The sequence below is a fragment of the Pseudomonas sp. YeP6b genome (assembly GCF_025642995.1).
Classification (GTDB): Bacteria; Pseudomonadota; Gammaproteobacteria; order Pseudomonadales; family Pseudomonadaceae; genus Aquipseudomonas.
This window is the reverse complement of the sequence record NZ_CP080090.1, coordinates 5,194,092-5,211,378: the sequence shown is the minus strand read 5'-3', so window position 1 is coordinate 5,211,378 and position 17,287 is coordinate 5,194,092. Positions and strand designations below refer to the sequence as shown.

Sequence of the window (17,287 nt, the reverse complement as noted above, 5' to 3'; positions counted from 1 at the left end):
CCCCATGGGAGCCAGTATTACCCTTGCAGGTGAAAGCCTGATCGCCCAAAAAACAGGCGCACAGCAGCGCCTCGATGTCGTGCGTTTTGTCTTCGCCAACGTGCCAGGCCTGAACCCAAATGCCCCGGTCGACCGCGCAGCCGCGAAACCGCCGGCGGCGCAGATCGTCCACACCTACACGATCCCGAAACAGAACATCGGCTTTGTGAACCCCAACCAGGTGGTGTACAGCTCGATGTTGGGCAGCGATATCGGCGACTTTGACTGGAACTGGATCGGCCTGGAAACCGCCGAGAATGTCTTGCTGGCCGTCGCCTACGTGCCTGTGCAGCAAAAGCGAAAGAACATTCCGCCGCTGCAGGTCGGCAACAACGTCACCCGCAACATCCTAGTGGTGTTCGACGGGGCCCAGGCGCTGACTGGCATCACAATTGATGCTAGCACTTGGCAGCATGACTTCACCGTTCGCCTAAAGGGAATCGACGAGCGCGAGCGGCTGAGCAACCGCGACGTGTTTGGTCGAGCGTGCTTCTACCGTAGCGGCCTCCAGGTGGAGAAAGTCGCAAGCGGATATCAGCTAAAACCAGGCCTTGGCTATGTAGAAGGTATCCGCGTAGAGCAAACCAGCGCCTTGCCGTTCGCGCCGCCGGGGCTGCCGTCACCTGTATGGCTGAAAGTGTCTCTGCGCCGAGAACTGAACGACGTGCTGGCTAGTTGGACGGTGGTGTTTGACCCTAACCAAGTGGACTACCTGGACACCGACGGCGCATGGCATTACAGCGTCCCTCTGGCTTACCTATTAAGTGCAAACCAGATCAACGATCTACGCACGATCGCACCAATCGACGGACCGCTAGTGGATCACTTTGCCGCCAAAGTGGGTCATTACCCTGACTTGCGGTCGGGATCCGCCACCAAGCTGGCCAACCCCCGTGCTATCAACGGTGTGGCCTTCGACGGTACTCAGGACATCACGGTGCGAGACGCCACCAAGCTGCCACTGACCGGCGGCACAATGACTGGTGATGTGGTCTACGCCGCTGAAAACTATTTCGGAAGCGGCTGGGCGCGTGGGCTGACCTTTACGTCGGGCGGTAATACCGTTGGTAGCATCGGCGGTTTTGGTACGGCCACTGGCTTCCATACGCTGTTCATGGGCTTAGGTGCCGATGGGTATGCGACAGGCAACGGCGTACGGGTATCTGTCGACGGTGTAGTAATTACCGGGCTGCTTTTCGGTAACGGCGGGGGACTGGTGAACCTCAACGCTAGCGCTCTCACTGCCGGGACCGTTCCCCGGGCGCGACTGTACGGTGCCTACGATGTTCAGGTGACTGGCAACGCCGGTTCGGCCACTCGCTTGGAAACGGCACGTCTGATCAACGGTGTGGCGTTCGACGGTACTCAAAACATCGCGATTGGCGACGGCTCAAAGTTGCCACTTAGCGGCGGGACGCTCACCGGCGGCGTGCGATTCAACGTGCCCATGATCGGTGGTTCATTTGTCAGCTGGCAGGAGCGCCAAACCGCTATCCAGATCGACTGCGCAGCAAATGGCGCCGCGTATTCCGTGTGGAAGGGTACCAATTGGAGCGAGCGACACCTGGCTGCCATGGAGGTGTATGCAGGCGGCACGTCGACCTCTATACCTTCGGTGGTCATGCATGTGGGTGCAACCTTCTCTGCGTTCACCTTGGACGGCTCTGGACACTTGACCATCAAGGGTTCGTATTTTGGCGACGGTGGGCAGTTGAGCGGCTTGAACGCTAACGCACTGACACTCGGCACGCTGGCCAAGGCCCGATTGAACGGCACCTATGACATTGCTGTATCGGGCAATGCTGCTACCTCTACCAAGCTGGCCACGCCTCGACTGATTAACGGTGTGTCGTTCGACGGCACCGCCAACATCGCGATCGCGGATAACTCAAAGTTGCCGCTAGGTGGTGGGACTTTGACGGGATCGGCCGTCTTTGATTTTCCCGCAATGGCTGGTGGGTTCGTGGATTGGCGTTCTAGATCCCCCGCTGTACAAATCAATTGCGCGAACAATGGCGGCGCATACCTGATGTGGAAAGCCACCAACTGGGCGGAACGTCACCTGGCGTCCATGGACGTTTACGCCGGCGGTGGCTCTGTCACTCCGCCCAGTGTCGTGATGCACGTAGGCGGCACCAATAACGCACTGACACTCAGTGAAGGCGGCAACCTGCGTGTTACCGGCAGTTATAGCGGCGATGCAAGCGGGCTGACCAACCTGCCCCAGGCGACTCCTGAGGTACCTGGTGCGGTGCTCAAGAACAACGCATCACTTGGCCCAAACGGCTGGTGGAAGTGTGCCCAGACCGGATTGATCCGTCAGTGGGGGATCACCCTGGGGGCCTCTGACACGGTGACACACCGCAGTTTTCCTATCGCCTCCCCAACCGCTGCGTGTCTTTGGTCGCCTCCCGGACCAGCCTTTTCTACTCCGACCCTGCCACAGGCACGAACACGTTGATCGTCAGCAATAGCCAATTTTCCGTGATTTCTGGCCCGTTCAGCTCGCCAGATGACATTTATTGGGAGGCCACAGGCTACTAATCATGAGCATATTTTTTCACGCCACAACCGCAGGCTTTTACGACACACGCGCCCACGGCGAGCGCACCTTGCTGGTAGCCGACCCGAAGTGGAAACACCCGATGATCAGTGTCCCGGATCCCAGCTGGATGGGCGCCGAAGGCTCGAAGGACAAGGCCCCGACGATCAAAGTGAAAGACCCTAAAGCCATACCGCCCTTGGTCGAGGTTTCCAACCCGGGCTGCAGCTTGCCACCTGCCGGCGAGTTGTTGGAAATAACCTTGGGCGAATACCAATCGTTGTTTGCCGCCCAGGCTATGGGCAAAGTCATTCAAGCGGTGAAGGGCCGGCCCGTGGCTGTCGACCCGCCGCCGCTGACCTGGGAGCAGCGCAAATCCGAGTACGTGGCCAGCGTCCAGATGTTCCTCGACAAAACGGCGAAAGCCTCCGGCTACAGTGACCTGAAGGACGTGATCACCTACGCGGATGAACCTTCGGTACCGAAGTTTCAGGCGGATGGGTTGGCGTTCCGCACCTGGCGCTCACTGTGCTGGGCCTATTGCTATGAGCAGTTGGCCGCCATGGAGCAGGACAAGCGCAAGGCACCGACCAGCGCCGAGCTGGTGGCCGAATTACCTGCCCTGGTATTGCCCAATGCCTGACGCGAATTGGGCACCGGTGACCATGCGCTGGCCCGCGCAGGCCACCGAATGGATGGGGCAATTGTCAGCCGCCCAGGGCCTGGCCGGCGGCGAGCTGGCCAGCACGGCTAAACGCTTGGCTGATTTGAGTGGCAAGACCAGTACCAGCCCGGGGCCGGTCGGTGGTGCTGCCCAGGGCGCGATCGCTGCAGGTCGTGCCGCGCTCGCCGACCAGATGGGCGAGGCGCCGGCCTGTCTGGTGGTGACGCCGTTTCAAAGTGGCATTGGGCAGGGCCGCGGCTACCAGCGTTTTCTGTCTGCACCGAACATGCTGCAGCAGCTGGCCAGCAAGCTGGTGGACGTGAGCGATACAGGCCTGCCCGATGGTCAGCAGCACGCCCTATGCCTGATGTTCCTGGCCACTCGCTTTGATCAGTTAGCCGCCAGCCTGGCGCGGTTCAATGCCTTGCTACCGATGCCTGACCTGGTGCGCGCCGAGCGCCGAGCGCGGCACCTGTCCAAACTGGAGACGGAAAAGTGGGAGATCCCCACCGCCGGCGCGTTGCCGCGTTGGCAGGATTTGCCCCTGGAGCGTTGCACAGTGGTTAAGGCGGCGCAGCAATCCATGGCCGGACAGATCGCCGTCCTGGAGAGCTACGCCGCCTACAGTTCGCCCATGGCCGACCTCTCGGCCCTGGCCAACCGCAAGGTCGCGCAGCAACAGGGCCGTGACAAGCAGTTGGCAGATCTGAAAGCCCTGCTGGCTGATGGCAACCCTGACAGCAGCATGCGCGCGCGGCTGATCGGCCCGGGCAACGCTACCGAGCTGAGCCGCCGGCTGCTGGCCGGTGATGCCCCGGGACACGAATGGGTGCTGTGCGCCGGCGCGCTGCTGGTGGGATCTGAGCCGGGTTTGAGCTTTGTCCGTGAACTGGTGGGCCTATGACGCTGTTACTCGACGGGCAAGAGGTGCGCGGCAAGAACCTCAAGGTCACCGGCAACCTGCGTATTGAAAGCGACGATCTGTCAGGCCAGACCAGCAACACCGAAAAGGGGCACAAAGGCTTCAAGCCCAAGACCCTGACTGTCAGCCTGATGATTCCCTTTGTTGACCAGGTGCAATTGCGTGACCTGATGCGCCTGGTGGAAGCGACCGAAGGCGGTGGCCAGCTCAAGACGTACCGCATCGTCAACGACACCGCTGCCGCGTTCGGCATGCGCCAGGTGACTTTCACCGAAGGCGTGAGCGCCCGGGAAGACGACAATCTGCGCGGCTGGCTGATCCAATTCACCTTGACCGAAAAGCTCTCCAACCCGGAAAAAGTGGAAGGGCGCCGATCGGGCAACGCGGTGACGGCGCAGTCTGGCCCGGGCGGCGCGGTCGGCGGTACCGGTGGTGGTGGAGACTCACCTGGTGCCCCCGAAGAACTGACCGGTTTTGAAGCCACGCTGAAAAAGGTGGATACCTGGTTAGGCGGGAGTCCCAAGGCATGAAGCTGCACAAGGAGTTGACCATCAGCGGGGTGCCATATGTCCTAGTCAAAAACGAAGTCCGGCTGGATGCGAAAAGCCCAGGTCGGGCGACGTTCACGATCCAGGCTACGGCGCCGGTCAAGGGGCTGGTGACACTCGATATCGGCTACAACAGCAGTACGCTACAGCGACACTTCATTGGCTACGTCGAGCGCAGCAGCACGGCCAGCAGCAACCAGCAGGTGCTGTTCTGTCGCGAGCTGGCGGCGATCCTGGGCAACCCGCTGCCGCTGAACCTGCGTCACGTCGACCTGCGCGCCGTCCTGGTCGAGATCGGCAAGCACACCGGTTTGCGCTTCCGCGTCCCGGAACAGTCATATGCGAGCGTCAAGGCACCGTTTTTCTACAGCCTGGCTGCCGGCTATCAAGCCATGGACAGCCTGGCCCGGGTTTTCAACATCCCCGACTTCATCTGGCAGCAGCAGGGTGATGGGGAAGTGTTCGTGGGTAGTTGGGCTGACAGCTTCTTTGGCCTTCGTTCGCCGCTGCAGCTGCCGGTGGAACTGTTCGACGGCTACCAGGGCAACCAGAGCGCAATGATTGCAGCCCTTCCCGGGTTGCGACCAGGTGCAACAATCAACCACGGCGAGCGCATCACCAGTGTGGCGCTCATCGACAACCAGATGGCCATCCGATGGACGACGCAATCCGCCGCAGCGTAGAACGACAATTCCCCGAACTCACCGGTGGGTACCACCTGCCACGCTTTGCCCGGGTTGTCGCCGTGGCCGACCCGCCCGCCGGCGCCGGGATCTGCGACGACTTCCGGCCACGCTACGCGGTCGACATCGAGGTCATGGGCCCGGACGGCGAACCAGACAGCAAACTGCCAATCCTGGCCGGCGTGCCTTTGCCGCTGCCCACCGGTGGCGAGGAAATGGGCATCTATGCGTTCCCCGAGGAAGGCACCCAAGTGGTGGTGTGCTTTGCCTACGGTCTGCCGCACAAACCCTATATCCAAACCATCCTGCCCCACGGCCTGAGCATGCCCAGCGTGCCGAAGGGGGACCAGGTGTGGCAGCACAGCGAAGCCTGTCAGCAGCGTGTCGACGCGGACGGCAACTGGCTGCGCCAGACTGACGGCAAGATCCTGGACAAAGCGATCGAACGGGAAGTGGAGGCGATGGGCAACACGGAGCGGTACCAGAGCCACACCAGGACCGTGGACGACCATTCAACCGAGTCGGTAGGGGGCATCAAGACGCTTGAAGCCCTGGGCGCGCTCAAGTTGCTGTCGGGCGGATCTGCCAGCCTGGCGGCGGTGGATGATCTGCACCAGGCGACCGGGAGGGACCTGAACCTGGTGGTGGGGCAGAAGCACAACGCCACGGTGGGCGGCGATATGGAGGAACGGATTCATGGGCTGCGTGAAAGTGTGGCGGCGGTCAGCCAGCGCCTGGTAGCGCCCAAGACCTGGTTGGGATCCGAGGGAGTGAACGTGCTGCAGGTGCTGTGCGATTTGCTCGACCTAGTGCAGCATATGAACACTCAACTGGCGAGTCATACCCATGGACCTACACCGATACCAAGCAACTCAGCTGAGTTCTCAGTAAATGCTGGCGCGGCTGCTTCGCTTAACGGAGCATTAAAAATAATTACGTCTTAAAGATGTAAATCTGATCGCTGATAAGGTAATTAGTTCTAGAGTTTAGATTGTTTAGTTGTATGCTTGGGAGAGATTTTATTTCATGCAAGCATTTGTACAAAGTAGTACTTTTGTCTGTGCGGTGTAAGTAGTATGCAGGAATACATCGTCAGCATCATATTCAACGCCGCTTGGCAGAGGCGTCACTACGTACGCCCCCTCGGCTGGCAGGCAATCAGTGCTGCTACCTTTGTTGGATGTAGAATTGCTCCTAATTTCCTCGTGCAAAAGTTGGCGTCCTAACACCGCCTCTGCGTTTGATTTTAGCAGCAACCCGGAAGATATCAGGCATATTAATTTTGTCTTCGGCTCGATATTCGACGACTCCTATATTTACCAGTGCTTCAAGTAATAGTTCCTCTTTGTTAGAGCCTGTTTCCAATAACTCTACAGGTCCAGGTTGCTCAGTATTCAGCGTGTTTACAGAGTCTACTGTACCTCTTTCGGCCCAGCGTGTTGTGAATGATAGCGGTGCGCAAGGTACTTCAAGTCCCGCCAAGTCGTCCAGTACTCGGCGTATCCATGGATAATCTTCAGAAAGCTGGTCGACACGGATTGCAGAGGCCGACTGTACACCTTCCCTTATTCCGTGGTGGTCTATAACTAAATGCGATGGGAGCTGTCTAGATGCGGCGGCTCGCTGAAGAGTAACTAAAAAGCTTCGAGGCGTTGTTTCATGGAAAGCATCTGCTAAATGGTCAATAATCCAAGTATAAGTTCTGCCCCGCCTGTGATCAGTACCCATGTATTCTCCGGCAATCAGAGCGAAAGCGCTCCTTTGCTCGGCTGCTTCGGTTAGTTTTGAATAAGGTCTTTGAGGCCTTCCAGTAACTAGCTTGTATATTTTCGAAAAAGCCTTTTGAGAGGAAACATCATTGGATAACTGCTGAAAAAATAAACCATATAAGTCGGTGGAATACCAATTAAGCTCAATCCGCGCAGCCTTAATTTTAGAAGCGTCTGGGAAATTGAATATGGCACTATCTTTGAATTGGTCTGTTCGCATGAAAACTTTAGCACGCATACTTGTATAGCCTTGCATGCTCAATGTTAGAGCCAGTACACCTCTAGTTAAAGGGCGAATAGCCTCCCAAGACTTCCCGAGTCGATCTAGTGCGTCAAATACGAGCAGAAAGCGTTTTTTATTTCGAGTGTAATAGTTGTCAGCCTTAATAAGCATAGCTTCGCACTTCCCTGGGTAAGCGTCTACCCAGTCAACAAGATCGTCGAAGTCACTTTTTATTCTTAACTTAGCATATTTGGATACGGCCTTTAATAGTACTGCCGTCCAGATAACTTCTGGCTCTATACCTCTTAGCAGTAAAGCCTGTAACACCCTAGGCGAAGGTGCGACTCCTGCCATTTCAGCTGCGCTTTGGTGGAAGCCTAGTTCAACGTCAGCCGAGGCCATAGTGTCAAATGAGTTGTTTTTTGCAATCGTTTTCCGAATGCTTGTATTCGCCAGCGCACCAGACCATACGCTTTTGCCTGTTCCTCTATTACCAACAACAAGAGGCCTTTCGAAATCTAACGCGTCTTTATGGCCAATAGGCACATAAATTTCAGTTATAGGCAAGGCACGTGCGGCGCTTGATGCTGATTCAGGCCTGAATGCAGAGATAACTTCTCTGAGGGCCTTAATTTCATATTCTTCCAATGCCATTAATATCCGAGCCTCTCGCAAAGCTGTTCCAAGAACTCTCCAAAAACTGGCAGAACAAATTCTTCTGTGTTTTGAAGTCCATTTTCGTCCAGGGGATTATATTCAAAAAATTTTTCGGAGATTAATATTGGCCACGCGTAATGAGGAGCGGTAGAGTCGTCCAGATCAAAACCAAAAGCTTCGGTAAGACCCTCCGCCGCCTCTTCACCTTCGAGTTCATCATATAGATATGAACTGAATAGCTCCCAAGATCGGTCCCGGAATTGCTTCATAGACTCTTCCGAACCTAAAGCCTTTGCATGGACGACCTTGAGTTTGTACCGCCAATCCTCCAGTGGTGTTGCCTCAGTTTTGTGCCTAGCAAGGTGAGCAAGAAAATACGTATAGCCATCCCATGTTTGTGGAGTGTCTACCCCAAAAAATAGAACATCTGCTCCAAGCCCTTGAATAGTGGCTGCTGTACTTTCGTTTAGCCCCGCTCGGGCGTCAACGAAAATGACGTCGTATTTTTGATTTTTGCAAAGCTGTTGTATTAACTCGCGAGTCTTATCAAGGAAAGATATCGGTTTTCCATCTTTATCCACTACTTCTAGATACGCTCTAGATATTTTACCTAGCACATTTTGAGGTGAGCGCTGACTAGTTAAGCCTGTGGCCGGTACTATCGTAAACGAACCACCAGATTTATCTGTAAATGCAACTCGCCGCATGTCATCCATAAATTGTTTATTGATTACTGTCCTACCAAACTCAACGTAGAAATCTAGGGCCCCGTAAGCAGGCAAATTCCTTTTATCGAGAAACATACCACCTATCCCCGGAGCTTCTAAATCTAGGTCTATAGCTAGAACGGATTTTCCTTTTCTCGCTAGGTGGACCGCTGAGACCGAGAGTGCAGTGGACCTTCCAACACCGCCTTTCAAGCTCGAAAACACTACGACTTTTGGCGCTCCATGAATCGGCTGTTGAATATTTCTGACCCAGTCGCCACCTACGATTCGTCTTTCAATATATCGGACATAATCCTGATACCCGTTTGGACACACGACGAACTCAAATTTATCAAGTGCCTCGTCATTTAAAGAAGAGTCGTATATTTCATCGGGAGTGACTACCGGTGGGGATGTTGCATATATTCCCAACGAATTCGTAAGTAGAGTAGCTAGCTGATCTCTAATGATTGGATCAATTTCTTCGCGCAGCACGACAGTAATAAAGCCTTCGGAGTCACGCAATATAAGATTGCGTGAAAAGAAGCCTTCGCCGCATATTTCTGTGGTAACTTGCAAAGTTAATGGCAGAACATCATCGTAACGGATTATGCTTTTTTTGCTCGCCATTTTTAACCTCTTAACTTTGCAGCGTACATTAGCGCTCTCGTTTGGCTGCGCCAAAGATCATACATTTTTTTGGTTACAATACCGTCGTCGGAGTATCTACTCCCTACCGTCCAATTCTGCATAAAGGCTGGATTTTTTAGTATTATGTAAAGTCCGTGATGCGCCCGTATATCAAGGTGGCGTTTTGCTACATCAATTAAATCTGGGAAGTGTTTTTGAATTTTTTCTACGCCAGGCCTTAAAGAAAGAACGGCATGTTTAATTGCGCATTCAGCGGAAAAGCCTATCAAGTGGCCGGCGCCATCTAAGCGTTCAGAGGCTGCAAGCATGTCTGCGTCACGATAGTGACGTACAGCGGCAACGGCGAATTTTTCTTCCATAAACTCACTCCATTTACAATTTTTCAGTCTGCCTAGGGCTTTTCCTGCGCAGCTTTGCATTCTGCCGTATCTATCGAGAAATGTCCTCAAGAACGATGGCCGATCGCGACTCATCTTCGGCTTAAGTTGAAGATGAAGATACTGTTCTAAAAAGCTCATGGCTCCCTACCAACTGGTTAAACGAATACATTTTGTGGATGAAAAAATCCAGATGAAAAAGCACTTATCCCCCTCCCGCCGACGGGCCTTGTGTTCCTTTTTTGTGCAACCGCGGAGTGGGTGCAAACGGTATCTCCGCCTAGGCCCGCTGCGGGGTTTGGGGGATGTTTGGCAACTGCACAGAGTGCAAGGCTTTGCAAAAAAGTGCAGCGGCTTTGCATACGGGTCACGAGGCGGCAGGGTGGTGGTCGTGCTGGTGAGGTGCCCGGGTTACGGGAGCTATGGTTGTGAAAACCTGCTGCAGGCGGTGTTTTCGTTTCCGTGACCGTTCATATCACGGGCGAACGAGCCACTGCCGACCCTTGCGGCTGGATAGCTGTGGAGCCTAGTTGGTAAGGGTTCCGGCATTCTAAGGCATTGCACAGCATCACCAGCAATTCGGTGCTGTCCGTGCTGACCGAGAGTGTATGGCGAAAGCGCCAAAACCGCTGGCGCATGTCTATTTTTCAGACGTGGGGCGGGAAAAGGGTAATTTTAGTAAGTGGTCGATCAAAGCTGGCTGGAAGCCTTATAGAACGTGGCTTTCACGCATTACCTCATAGGGTAATTTAAGGTAAGGGTGAGGGTAATATTTTGATCAGAGCCCCATTTTACGGGGTTTGGTAGCGGGTGGGGATTACTACCACTAAAGGTAATTTTATAACCATTAACTTACCTTATTATTACCTCTATAGAATTGTATCAACTAGCTGATTTCATTAACTTTTAGTCGGGATTTGATAACGCATTACCAAAATTACCTTTTTCCCATGCCTCAACATAAATCGGCTCGGATGGTATTTTTGCCCTCTCGCAGCAACCTGGTCCGCAAACCCATGGGACAGCCATGGGACAGATCTGGGCCAACTTTCAAGAGGTCGACTAGGCTGCAGCCCTTGTAAACCGGGCACTATCATAATGAAAGTGGCTTGGCGGGTAGTTTCGAATCTCTCCTTCACCGCCACATTAAGTAAACACAAACCCCCGGTTTTCCTAGAGAAAGCCGGGGGTTTGTGGTTTCTGGCACCTGAAAAAAAGGCCATAAAGGCTCAATGTGGGGACTGGCGGTATTTCTTCTGAACTGTCCTCAGACATGTCTGCGCGATAGGTCCAGAATGGGTTAACAGCCTTCCTTACTTGTTGAGCGGGCTGTCCGTCAAAACTGATTGACCCCCCACCTACACATTCAAGGGCGATTCACACAGCATCGAAATCGTTTGTAATCCATCCGCCTACCCGGACTGCGTAAAATGACCACTCGACCGAAGCCTAAGCTCAATCTACGCATTCTGATTCTTATCTTTGTACTGCTTGCTGCAATCGCGACCCTCGCCAACAGCTTCTGGGTGATGTTCAAGATTCAGAAGCAGGAGTTGATTGAGAATGCGCTGCAAGTGAACAAAGCCTACGCCTCTCGGATCGCCAAGAGTGTCGAACAGGTGCTCAATTCCGACCTCGACAAATTGAAGTATGGCTCAGTCGTCATCGGCAAAGCGTTTGAAGATAAGCACGCTTTGGCAGAAGAAACGCAGCGGTTGTTTGGGCAGGATGCCAGTTTCAACTCCGTACTTGTCGCCGACTCAACGGGAACTATTATTGCGTCAGCTCCCGAAAGCTTTCGCCTCAATGGCCGGGTTTTGCAACACAAGGAGCCACTCAACCTTCGCGTGCCGAGAATCAGCAACGCCTTTAAGTCCATAGCAGGCAATCTGGTGATCTTTATCAACCAGCCCGTATTTGGCACGAAAGGAGAGTACTTGGGCCTGATAGGGGGCAGTGTTCAACTTGAGCAAAAAAATACGCTCCAGGCCATGATGGACACAAATGTGCGTAAGGATGGCGCGAATGTCTATCTAGTCGACAGCAGCCGTCGGGTGCTTTATCACAGCCGTCCCGAACAAATCGGAGACATCACTGGAAAGAGCGTGATCGCCGATGCGGCACTTAGCCAGGACGCAGGTGTTTTACAGGCTGCGGATGAAAATGGAGTGGAAATGCTCGCGGGCTTCGCCAAAGTGCCGAGCAGCGGCTGGGGGGTGATCTCGCAGCAGCCACTCGAAAATATACACGCTGTTCTACGTCAGACAATGGTCAAGGTTGCGTTGGGCACAGCCCCACTTGCCTTTTTCGGAATCGTTTTGATCTGGTGGCTGGGAGCGCGGATCTCAGCGCCGCTGTCCAGGCTCGCCGATTGTGCCAAGCGACTGGACACCCCCGACAGCTACGACCTTATCAGTGCAGTACCGGCGCACTATTTCGAGAGTTGGCAGATTCGCAGGGCGTTGCTGCTTGGCGCCACCCTGTTACAGGAGAAGATCGGCAAGCTTAACCTGCAAGCACAAACCGATGCGCTGACCGGGCTGGCCAACCGCCGGGCGATGGAAGATGTCCTGTTGCGTTGGCAAGATGCTGACAGAGCGTTCGCACTTGTTTCCATGGACATCGACCACTTCAAACGGGTGAACGATACATTTGGCCATGGTGTGGGCGATCAAACGCTGAGGGCTATCGCAGAACTGATGCAGCACAACTCAAGGTCTAACGACTTGCCCTGCCGGGTCGGTGGGGAAGAGTTCGTATTGTTATTGCCCAATAGTTCGCTTCAAGCGGCAACGGATGTCGCAGAGCGGCTGCGTGCCTCGATCGAAGCCGCAGAGATCGTTACTGTCGGGCACATCACTGTTTCGCTGGGCGTCGCGCTATGGCAACCGGGAGGGGATTCGGTATCCGTTGTGCTTGAGAGGGCTGACAAGTTGTTGTACCAGGCCAAGCAGGGCGGTCGTAATCGCGTGGTGGCGCAGCAGCCTTGATGGCGCGCGCGATCTGCAGGGGAGCACGCTGTTTTGGAAAAGCGGCACTAATACCTCTCGACACGACGGCCACCGACTCGCCTGTCTTCAGCAAGAGGCTGGAATGGGTTTGCCGGCAATGGCTGGCCCTCACCATCATCGACTTTGTGCAATCACACCACTCATGTATTGGTTTAAATCGCGCAGATCGTTAATTGTCCAAGCGTGCGGCGATACCTTCACACCATTCTCTCGCAATGTTCTTGGAATCAAGTCTCCATTGGGGCGCAGTATTACCGACGATACAATGTATCCGATCCATGAAGGACACCTACCGCAAGATGGGTTGTTCGTTTACCGTGGCATTTCCGGTGAGCAGTTCCATGGTAACAACGCTTCGTAGTCTTCTACCGTCGACACATGCGGTAGCCGCTCCAGTACGTGGCGCAGCCACGTATAGGGCTCTTGGCCGTTGATCTTCGCGGTCTCGACCAAACTATAGATCTGCGCACTGGCGCTCGCCCCTTTGGGTGTGTCGCTGAACAGCCAAGCCTTGCGTCCAATAACAAACGGCTTTATTGCGCGCTCTGCCGCGTTGTTGTCGATCGGTAAAAAACCAGCCTCAACGTAACGCTCCAGCCGACTCCAGTTGTTCGCCAGATAATTAACTGCCTTGCCCAGCGCACTTTGCGGCGTCACTTGGGATTGGGTTTTATCCACCCAGCTTTTCAGTTGGCCCAGGATCGGCAGGCTCTTTTCCTGACGACCGGTGAACCGCTGTTCATCGCTGACGTCCTTGAGATCACGCTCGACGCCGTAAAGCTTATTGATCATCGCCAGCGCGATATCGGCACGCCCAGTCTTGCCCTTTGGCTGCACTTTTTGTGCGTCCACGAACTTGCGCCGCGCATGAGCCATACACGCCAGCCGCTCCACACCCGGTTGCAACGCCAATGCGTTGTAACCCGCGTAATCATCAGTCATCACGTAACCGCGATAACTTTCCAGCAGACGCAATGGCACATCCTGCGCTCGGCTGGAGGTGTAATCAAACAATACGACTTTGCGATACGGCGGGCCGCTGGCTTGTACCCACATCCAGGATTGGCTGGTCGGGTCTCGATCCGGTTCCTTGAGTACCTGGACGCGGGTTTCATCGCAATGGATCACCGGACTTTCCAGTAATCGATCACGCATCAGGTTCAGCAGTGGCTGGAAATGCTCGCTGCACTGGATCACCCAGCGCGCCAAGGTCTGGCGCGGGATATCGATGCCGTGACGGCCAAGGACTTTTTCGAATCGATGCAGGGGTAGGCCATCGACGTACTTGGTCGTCAGCAACATCGCCAACACGCTCGGGCTGGCCATGCTCTTTTCAATCAACTGAGACGGTTTGTCGGCGGTGACCGGGGCCGTTTCGCAGCCACGGCAGCCGTAAACCTTGCGGATATGTTTGATCACCCGGATCTGCATCGGCACGATATCCAGCTGCTCGCTGGTTTCTTCGCCGATGGCATGCTTGCGGCAACCGCAGGCACAGGTCAGTTCGTGTTCGGGCAGGTCATGGATGACTTCGATGCGCGGCAGGTCAGCGGACAGAGGCTTGCGTTTGCCACGGCGTTTCGCCGGGCCGACAACGTCCTCTTCGGTGTCGTCGGTGGCGTGTGCAGCAACATTTTCTGCTTCGTCAAACAGCACCAGTTGTGGTGTCGTCGAATCAGCACTTTGCTCAGACTTGCGCCCGAATAGACGCTGACGAAGCAGCGCGTTCTCTTCTTCGAGAACAGCGACCTTGGACTGCATATAGGCAAGCAATTGCTTGAGCGCAGCAGGGTCATCAGGCAGTTGATCGGGCAGGGAAATCATGCCGCGGATTATACCTGTCAGGCGACAAATCTTGGAGTCACAACCTGATGCGGACGGTTGCGCCAGAGGTCAAAGCCGTCGAGCAACCAGTTCAATTCCTGGACGCTCAATACGATAGCCTCATCGGTGGCCTCTGGAGAGGTTTTGAACCGTTCGGATTCAAGGCGTTTGAGCCAAAGGCAGAAGCCGTTGCGCTCCCAATAAAGGATTTTCACTCGGGTGCGGTGGCGATTCAGAAAAACAAAAAGAACGGGGTCGAATACCGCCACTTTAATATCCAGTTCGACGAGAGCGGCGAGGCCGTCAATGGATTTTCGGAAGTCTACGGGCTTGGGGTAGAGGTAGACTTTTTCGACTTTGGCGTCGGGACGCATCATAGGATGCTGGCTCCTGAAAAGAATCGGGAGGACAGCATCGGCGATCAACTCTGATCTTTGAATGTGGGGATCATGGATCCCTTACTTTTAAATCAACAGCACAGCTTTCCTCAGATCATCGGCGTGCTACTCACTGAATAGTCCCGGATTTTCTAAGCGCTTCCGACACTCAGTTTTTGGCCATTAACTGCCATTCTGGAAAGACAGAAATGTGTCGATACAAGGAGAACGGGGGCGGATTGACTTAATCTTCGTATTTTTGGCGAATTAAATGTATCTGTCGCCTTTTCTGCCTTTTCTGCCTTTTCTGCCTTTTCGGGTCCATTGTTCAGGCGTGCAGCGATAGCTTTACACTATTCACCCGCTCATGGTTTTTGAATTGGAATAAAGCTTATTCCGAATACGTATTGCCTACTGTTAATTTTGACAGGTATATGTTTTTTTTTAGGTGTGTACGTTGTTGTCTCTGTTTTTGATTTTTTCGTGGAGGCGTTATGAAGAATTGGGCGTATTCAGTTTTTTCTGAAAGTGTTCGGGGTGAACCGGTGTTCACAGTGTTAAAGGTAATGCAGTCGGATGCGAAACCTCCGGATACCAGAATATCTTATGACGAGTATAGTTTTCGAGAAGGCTGGGCTGAGTGTCCCCACGATGTGGGGGCGGGATGGATTCTTATGGGGGAGGACAGTTATTTTAATCCTTTATTTTTGGGGCGTATTAAACGTGATGGGTTTTCAGTTTTGCCACAAAGTAAAAATAATGTAAAATTTAAAGTTTACAATTTTTTTGGTATGGATAATTATCGAACGTGTTATGTGAATGTTGATGTTAATAGTCATGGTGTAGATGATGTTGCGAGAATGTTGTTGTCTTATTATAAAGGGGGGTTCAATCTCGGGGTCGGATTCCAAGGGGGGGGTCCTGACTCACCCAATCGTTTGTTTAGAAGTATTACGAGATTAACGTATACCAATTTTTCAGCGGTTGAGTATATTGATCGGACGATCCGAAAAGGCGATATGGACTCGCGTCACTTTAAGAACTTACTGTGGGCGGCGGTTGCCGAAAATACCGTGGCTAAAATACCTGCGGCACAAAAAATGGCACTCACCAGCGCGGGTAAAACTTTATCGGAGTATAATCTTGATCCGACCTTTCCAATCGTTGCGAAATGGGCACTTGAGCCAGGTCAGGGGTGGGGTGTAGATTGGGCGGATATTGGTTTGGATTTTGTGTTCGATTTCGTTACGGAGTTGGTTGACGCTGCTGTATAAGTTTCTTGGTGAGTGAGGGGGTTATGCTCCCTCACTATTTTTAGTATTGGTATGGAAAGAATGGGGGCAGATTTATTTAACCTCTAAAGGACCTGTCACTCACAGTGAAATTGTTGGTGTTGAGATTGCTGTCCCCTCTCTTATTTTAATATCATCGACTTTTCGAAATTACACCCATCATGTATTGATTTAAATCGCGCAGATCGTTAATCGTCCAAGCGTGCGGCGGTACCTTCACGCCGTTCTCTCGCAACGTTCTTGGAATCAAGTCTCCATTGGGGCGGAGTATTACCGACGATACAATAACGCCCGGATAATCATTGAGTCGTTTCTTGAAAACAGGTGTTGTCAGGTTAGGTGTAGGAGGGTTGCTCTTATTCGCGAGTGGTCCTGTTCCCTTGAGATCTGCCCCGTGGCACATGGCACACCGGTGTAAGAACAGGTTTTTCCCATTGGCACTGTCCGCGAAGGACAGGGGTGTATGGATTAGCGATAACATTCCCAGCGTGGCGATGAACACTGCTTTCATTTTTATAGGGTCTTGTTGTATGAGTCAGGTCTGAATCGAGGGCAGGCCCTAGCAGGTGTACGCAGGCTAGTGTATAGACGAGCCGTTGAATTCTAAAGCGGGTGCTGTGGCATCAAATGCGAGACAAACAAAACCCCTGGTTTCGGGAGAGGCCAGGGGTTTTGTGATTTCTTTGGTTTGAAAACGTGGTGTTCTTAGATCATGCGCGCGGCATATCCATCCGCCGCGCTATGACATCCAGCAAGTCGCAACCGTCTCGCAGGGGAATTGAACACAGCAGGGCAAAGTCACTGAGCACAACCACATCACTACTTATTTCACTACGTAGTGCAAGATTCTCCATAACTTGAGTAACAGATTTGAACAATCTCGCTCAGATCCACGCAATTCCCTTGAATGATGGGGGGGAGGTGGTCAGCCGGAACCTGAAATCGTAGGCATGCGCCTCGATTGAAGTAGTCTCTTTCTGAAACGTCAAAACCACCCCTGT

The 17,287-nt window shown here is 53.5% G+C and carries 14 protein-coding genes and 2 pseudogenes; 8 read left to right on the top strand and 8 right to left on the bottom strand.

From position 1 onward, the window contains the following. Window positions 1-4 precede the first annotated feature (4 nt). The 6 genes from KZH41_RS23415 to KZH41_RS23390 all read left to right on the top strand — a co-directional run bounded on the left by KZH41_RS23415 (window position 5) and on the right by KZH41_RS23390 (window position 6,342). Complete coding sequence (locus tag KZH41_RS23415; RefSeq protein ID WP_263273819.1) at window positions 5-2,500, top strand: phage tail protein; 2,496 nt, start codon at window positions 5-7, stop codon at window positions 2,498-2,500. An 85-nt stretch (window positions 2,501-2,585) separates the two neighbouring features. Further along, a complete protein-coding gene (locus KZH41_RS23410) occupies window positions 2,586-3,224 on the top strand; it encodes a hypothetical protein (RefSeq protein ID WP_263273818.1) in 639 nt (212 codons plus the stop codon). Further along, window positions 3,217-4,149 (top strand): hypothetical protein, encoded by a 933-nt coding sequence (locus tag KZH41_RS23405; protein WP_263273817.1) that lies wholly within the window; start codon window positions 3,217-3,219, stop codon window positions 4,147-4,149. The genes KZH41_RS23410 and KZH41_RS23405 overlap by 8 nt, the downstream gene beginning before the upstream one ends. Continuing rightward, window positions 4,146-4,697, top strand: a complete 552-nt coding sequence (locus KZH41_RS23400; RefSeq protein ID WP_263273816.1) for a DNA-binding protein — start codon at window positions 4,146-4,148, stop codon at window positions 4,695-4,697. The genes KZH41_RS23405 and KZH41_RS23400 overlap by 4 nt, the downstream gene beginning before the upstream one ends. Next, entirely contained in the window at window positions 4,694-5,398 is a 705-nt protein-coding gene (locus KZH41_RS23395; RefSeq protein ID WP_263273815.1) for a hypothetical protein, read from the top strand. Before KZH41_RS23400 ends, KZH41_RS23395 begins: the two co-directional genes overlap by 4 nt. Beyond that, window positions 5,371-6,342 (top strand): hypothetical protein, encoded by a 972-nt coding sequence (locus KZH41_RS23390; protein WP_263273814.1) that lies wholly within the window; start codon window positions 5,371-5,373, stop codon window positions 6,340-6,342. The genes KZH41_RS23395 and KZH41_RS23390 overlap by 28 nt, the downstream gene beginning before the upstream one ends. Window positions 6,343-6,592: 250 nt before the next feature. On the opposite strand, the gene KZH41_RS23385 is transcribed toward KZH41_RS23390, so the two are convergent. The 3 genes from KZH41_RS23385 to KZH41_RS23375 are packed head-to-tail and all read right to left on the bottom strand — an operon-like array spanning window position 6,593 to window position 9,764. Then, a complete protein-coding gene (locus KZH41_RS23385; RefSeq protein ID WP_263273813.1) occupies window positions 6,593-8,044 on the bottom strand; it encodes a hypothetical protein in 1,452 nt (483 codons plus the stop codon). Further along, window positions 8,044-9,384 (bottom strand): KGGVGR-motif variant AAA ATPase, encoded by a 1,341-nt coding sequence (locus KZH41_RS23380; protein ID WP_263273812.1) that lies wholly within the window; start codon window positions 9,382-9,384, stop codon window positions 8,044-8,046. The genes KZH41_RS23385 and KZH41_RS23380 overlap by 1 nt, the downstream gene beginning before the upstream one ends. A gap of 2 nt (window positions 9,385-9,386) precedes the next feature. After that, window positions 9,387-9,764 (bottom strand): hypothetical protein, encoded by a 378-nt coding sequence (locus KZH41_RS23375; protein WP_263273811.1) that lies wholly within the window; start codon window positions 9,762-9,764, stop codon window positions 9,387-9,389. A 1,448-nt stretch (window positions 9,765-11,212) separates the two neighbouring features. Here KZH41_RS23375 and KZH41_RS23370 point away from each other — a divergent pair. After that, complete coding sequence (locus KZH41_RS23370) at window positions 11,213-12,772, top strand: diguanylate cyclase (RefSeq protein ID WP_263273810.1); 1,560 nt, start codon at window positions 11,213-11,215, stop codon at window positions 12,770-12,772. Between the two features lie 135 nt (window positions 12,773-12,907). Here the strand turns inward: KZH41_RS23370 and KZH41_RS23365 are convergent. The 3 genes and pseudogenes from KZH41_RS23365 to tnpB all read right to left on the bottom strand — a co-directional run. Continuing rightward, window positions 12,908-13,066: pseudogene (locus KZH41_RS23365) on the bottom strand (cytochrome c); the annotation flags it as partial. 39 nt (window positions 13,067-13,105) lie between these two features. Next, window positions 13,106-14,617 (bottom strand): IS66 family transposase, encoded by a 1,512-nt coding sequence (gene tnpC, locus KZH41_RS23360; protein ID WP_263273809.1) that lies wholly within the window; start codon window positions 14,615-14,617, stop codon window positions 13,106-13,108. 17 nt (window positions 14,618-14,634) lie between these two features. Beyond that, the gene (tnpB, locus tag KZH41_RS23355; protein WP_242151908.1) at window positions 14,635-14,994 is read right to left on the bottom strand and encodes an IS66 family insertion sequence element accessory protein TnpB; all 360 of its coding nucleotides are present in this window, start codon (window positions 14,992-14,994) and stop codon (window positions 14,635-14,637) included. Window positions 14,995-15,488: 494 nt separating this feature from the next. Between tnpB and KZH41_RS23350 the strand changes: the two genes are divergently transcribed. Next, entirely contained in the window at window positions 15,489-16,268 is a 780-nt protein-coding gene (locus tag KZH41_RS23350; RefSeq protein ID WP_263273808.1) for a hypothetical protein, read from the top strand. A 151-nt stretch (window positions 16,269-16,419) separates the two neighbouring features. Here KZH41_RS23350 and KZH41_RS23345 read toward each other — a convergent pair whose 3' ends face one another. Both KZH41_RS23345 and KZH41_RS23340 read right to left on the bottom strand, forming a co-directional pair. Beyond that, window positions 16,420-16,797, bottom strand: coding sequence for a c-type cytochrome (locus KZH41_RS23345; RefSeq protein ID WP_094950328.1), 378 nt, complete (start codon window positions 16,795-16,797; stop codon window positions 16,420-16,422). Between the two features lie 199 nt (window positions 16,798-16,996). Beyond that, window positions 16,997-17,158 (bottom strand): annotated as a pseudogene (locus KZH41_RS23340) (short-chain dehydrogenase); the annotation flags it as partial. Window positions 17,159-17,287 lie beyond the last annotated feature (129 nt).

Excerpts from the sequence above, each read along its gene's own strand:
- KZH41_RS23415 (WP_263273819.1), top strand. The coding sequence starts at position 5 with ATGGGAGCCAGTATTACCCTTGCAGGTGAAAGCCTGATCGCCCAAAAA.
- KZH41_RS23410 (WP_263273818.1), top strand. The coding sequence starts at position 2,586 with ATGAGCATATTTTTTCACGCCACAACCGCAGGCTTTTACGACACACGC.
- KZH41_RS23405 (WP_263273817.1), top strand. The coding sequence starts at position 3,217 with ATGCCTGACGCGAATTGGGCACCGGTGACCATGCGCTGGCCCGCGCAG.
- KZH41_RS23400 (WP_263273816.1), top strand. The coding sequence starts at position 4,146 with ATGACGCTGTTACTCGACGGGCAAGAGGTGCGCGGCAAGAACCTCAAG.
- KZH41_RS23395 (WP_263273815.1), top strand. The coding sequence starts at position 4,694 with ATGAAGCTGCACAAGGAGTTGACCATCAGCGGGGTGCCATATGTCCTA.
- KZH41_RS23390 (WP_263273814.1), top strand. The coding sequence starts at position 5,371 with ATGGACGACGCAATCCGCCGCAGCGTAGAACGACAATTCCCCGAACTC.
- KZH41_RS23385 (WP_263273813.1), bottom strand. The coding sequence starts at position 8,044 with ATGGCATTGGAAGAATATGAAATTAAGGCCCTCAGAGAAGTTATCTCT.
- KZH41_RS23380 (WP_263273812.1), bottom strand. The coding sequence starts at position 9,384 with ATGGCGAGCAAAAAAAGCATAATCCGTTACGATGATGTTCTGCCATTA.
- KZH41_RS23375 (WP_263273811.1), bottom strand. The coding sequence starts at position 9,764 with ATGGAAGAAAAATTCGCCGTTGCCGCTGTACGTCACTATCGTGACGCA.
- KZH41_RS23370 (WP_263273810.1), top strand. The coding sequence starts at position 11,213 with ATGACCACTCGACCGAAGCCTAAGCTCAATCTACGCATTCTGATTCTT.
- tnpC (WP_263273809.1), bottom strand. The coding sequence starts at position 14,617 with ATGATTTCCCTGCCCGATCAACTGCCTGATGACCCTGCTGCGCTCAAG.
- tnpB (WP_242151908.1), bottom strand. The coding sequence starts at position 14,994 with ATGATGCGTCCCGACGCCAAAGTCGAAAAAGTCTACCTCTACCCCAAG.
- KZH41_RS23350 (WP_263273808.1), top strand. The coding sequence starts at position 15,489 with ATGAAGAATTGGGCGTATTCAGTTTTTTCTGAAAGTGTTCGGGGTGAA.
- KZH41_RS23345 (WP_094950328.1), bottom strand. The coding sequence starts at position 16,797 with ATGAAAGCAGTGTTCATCGCCACGCTGGGAATGTTATCGCTAATCCAT.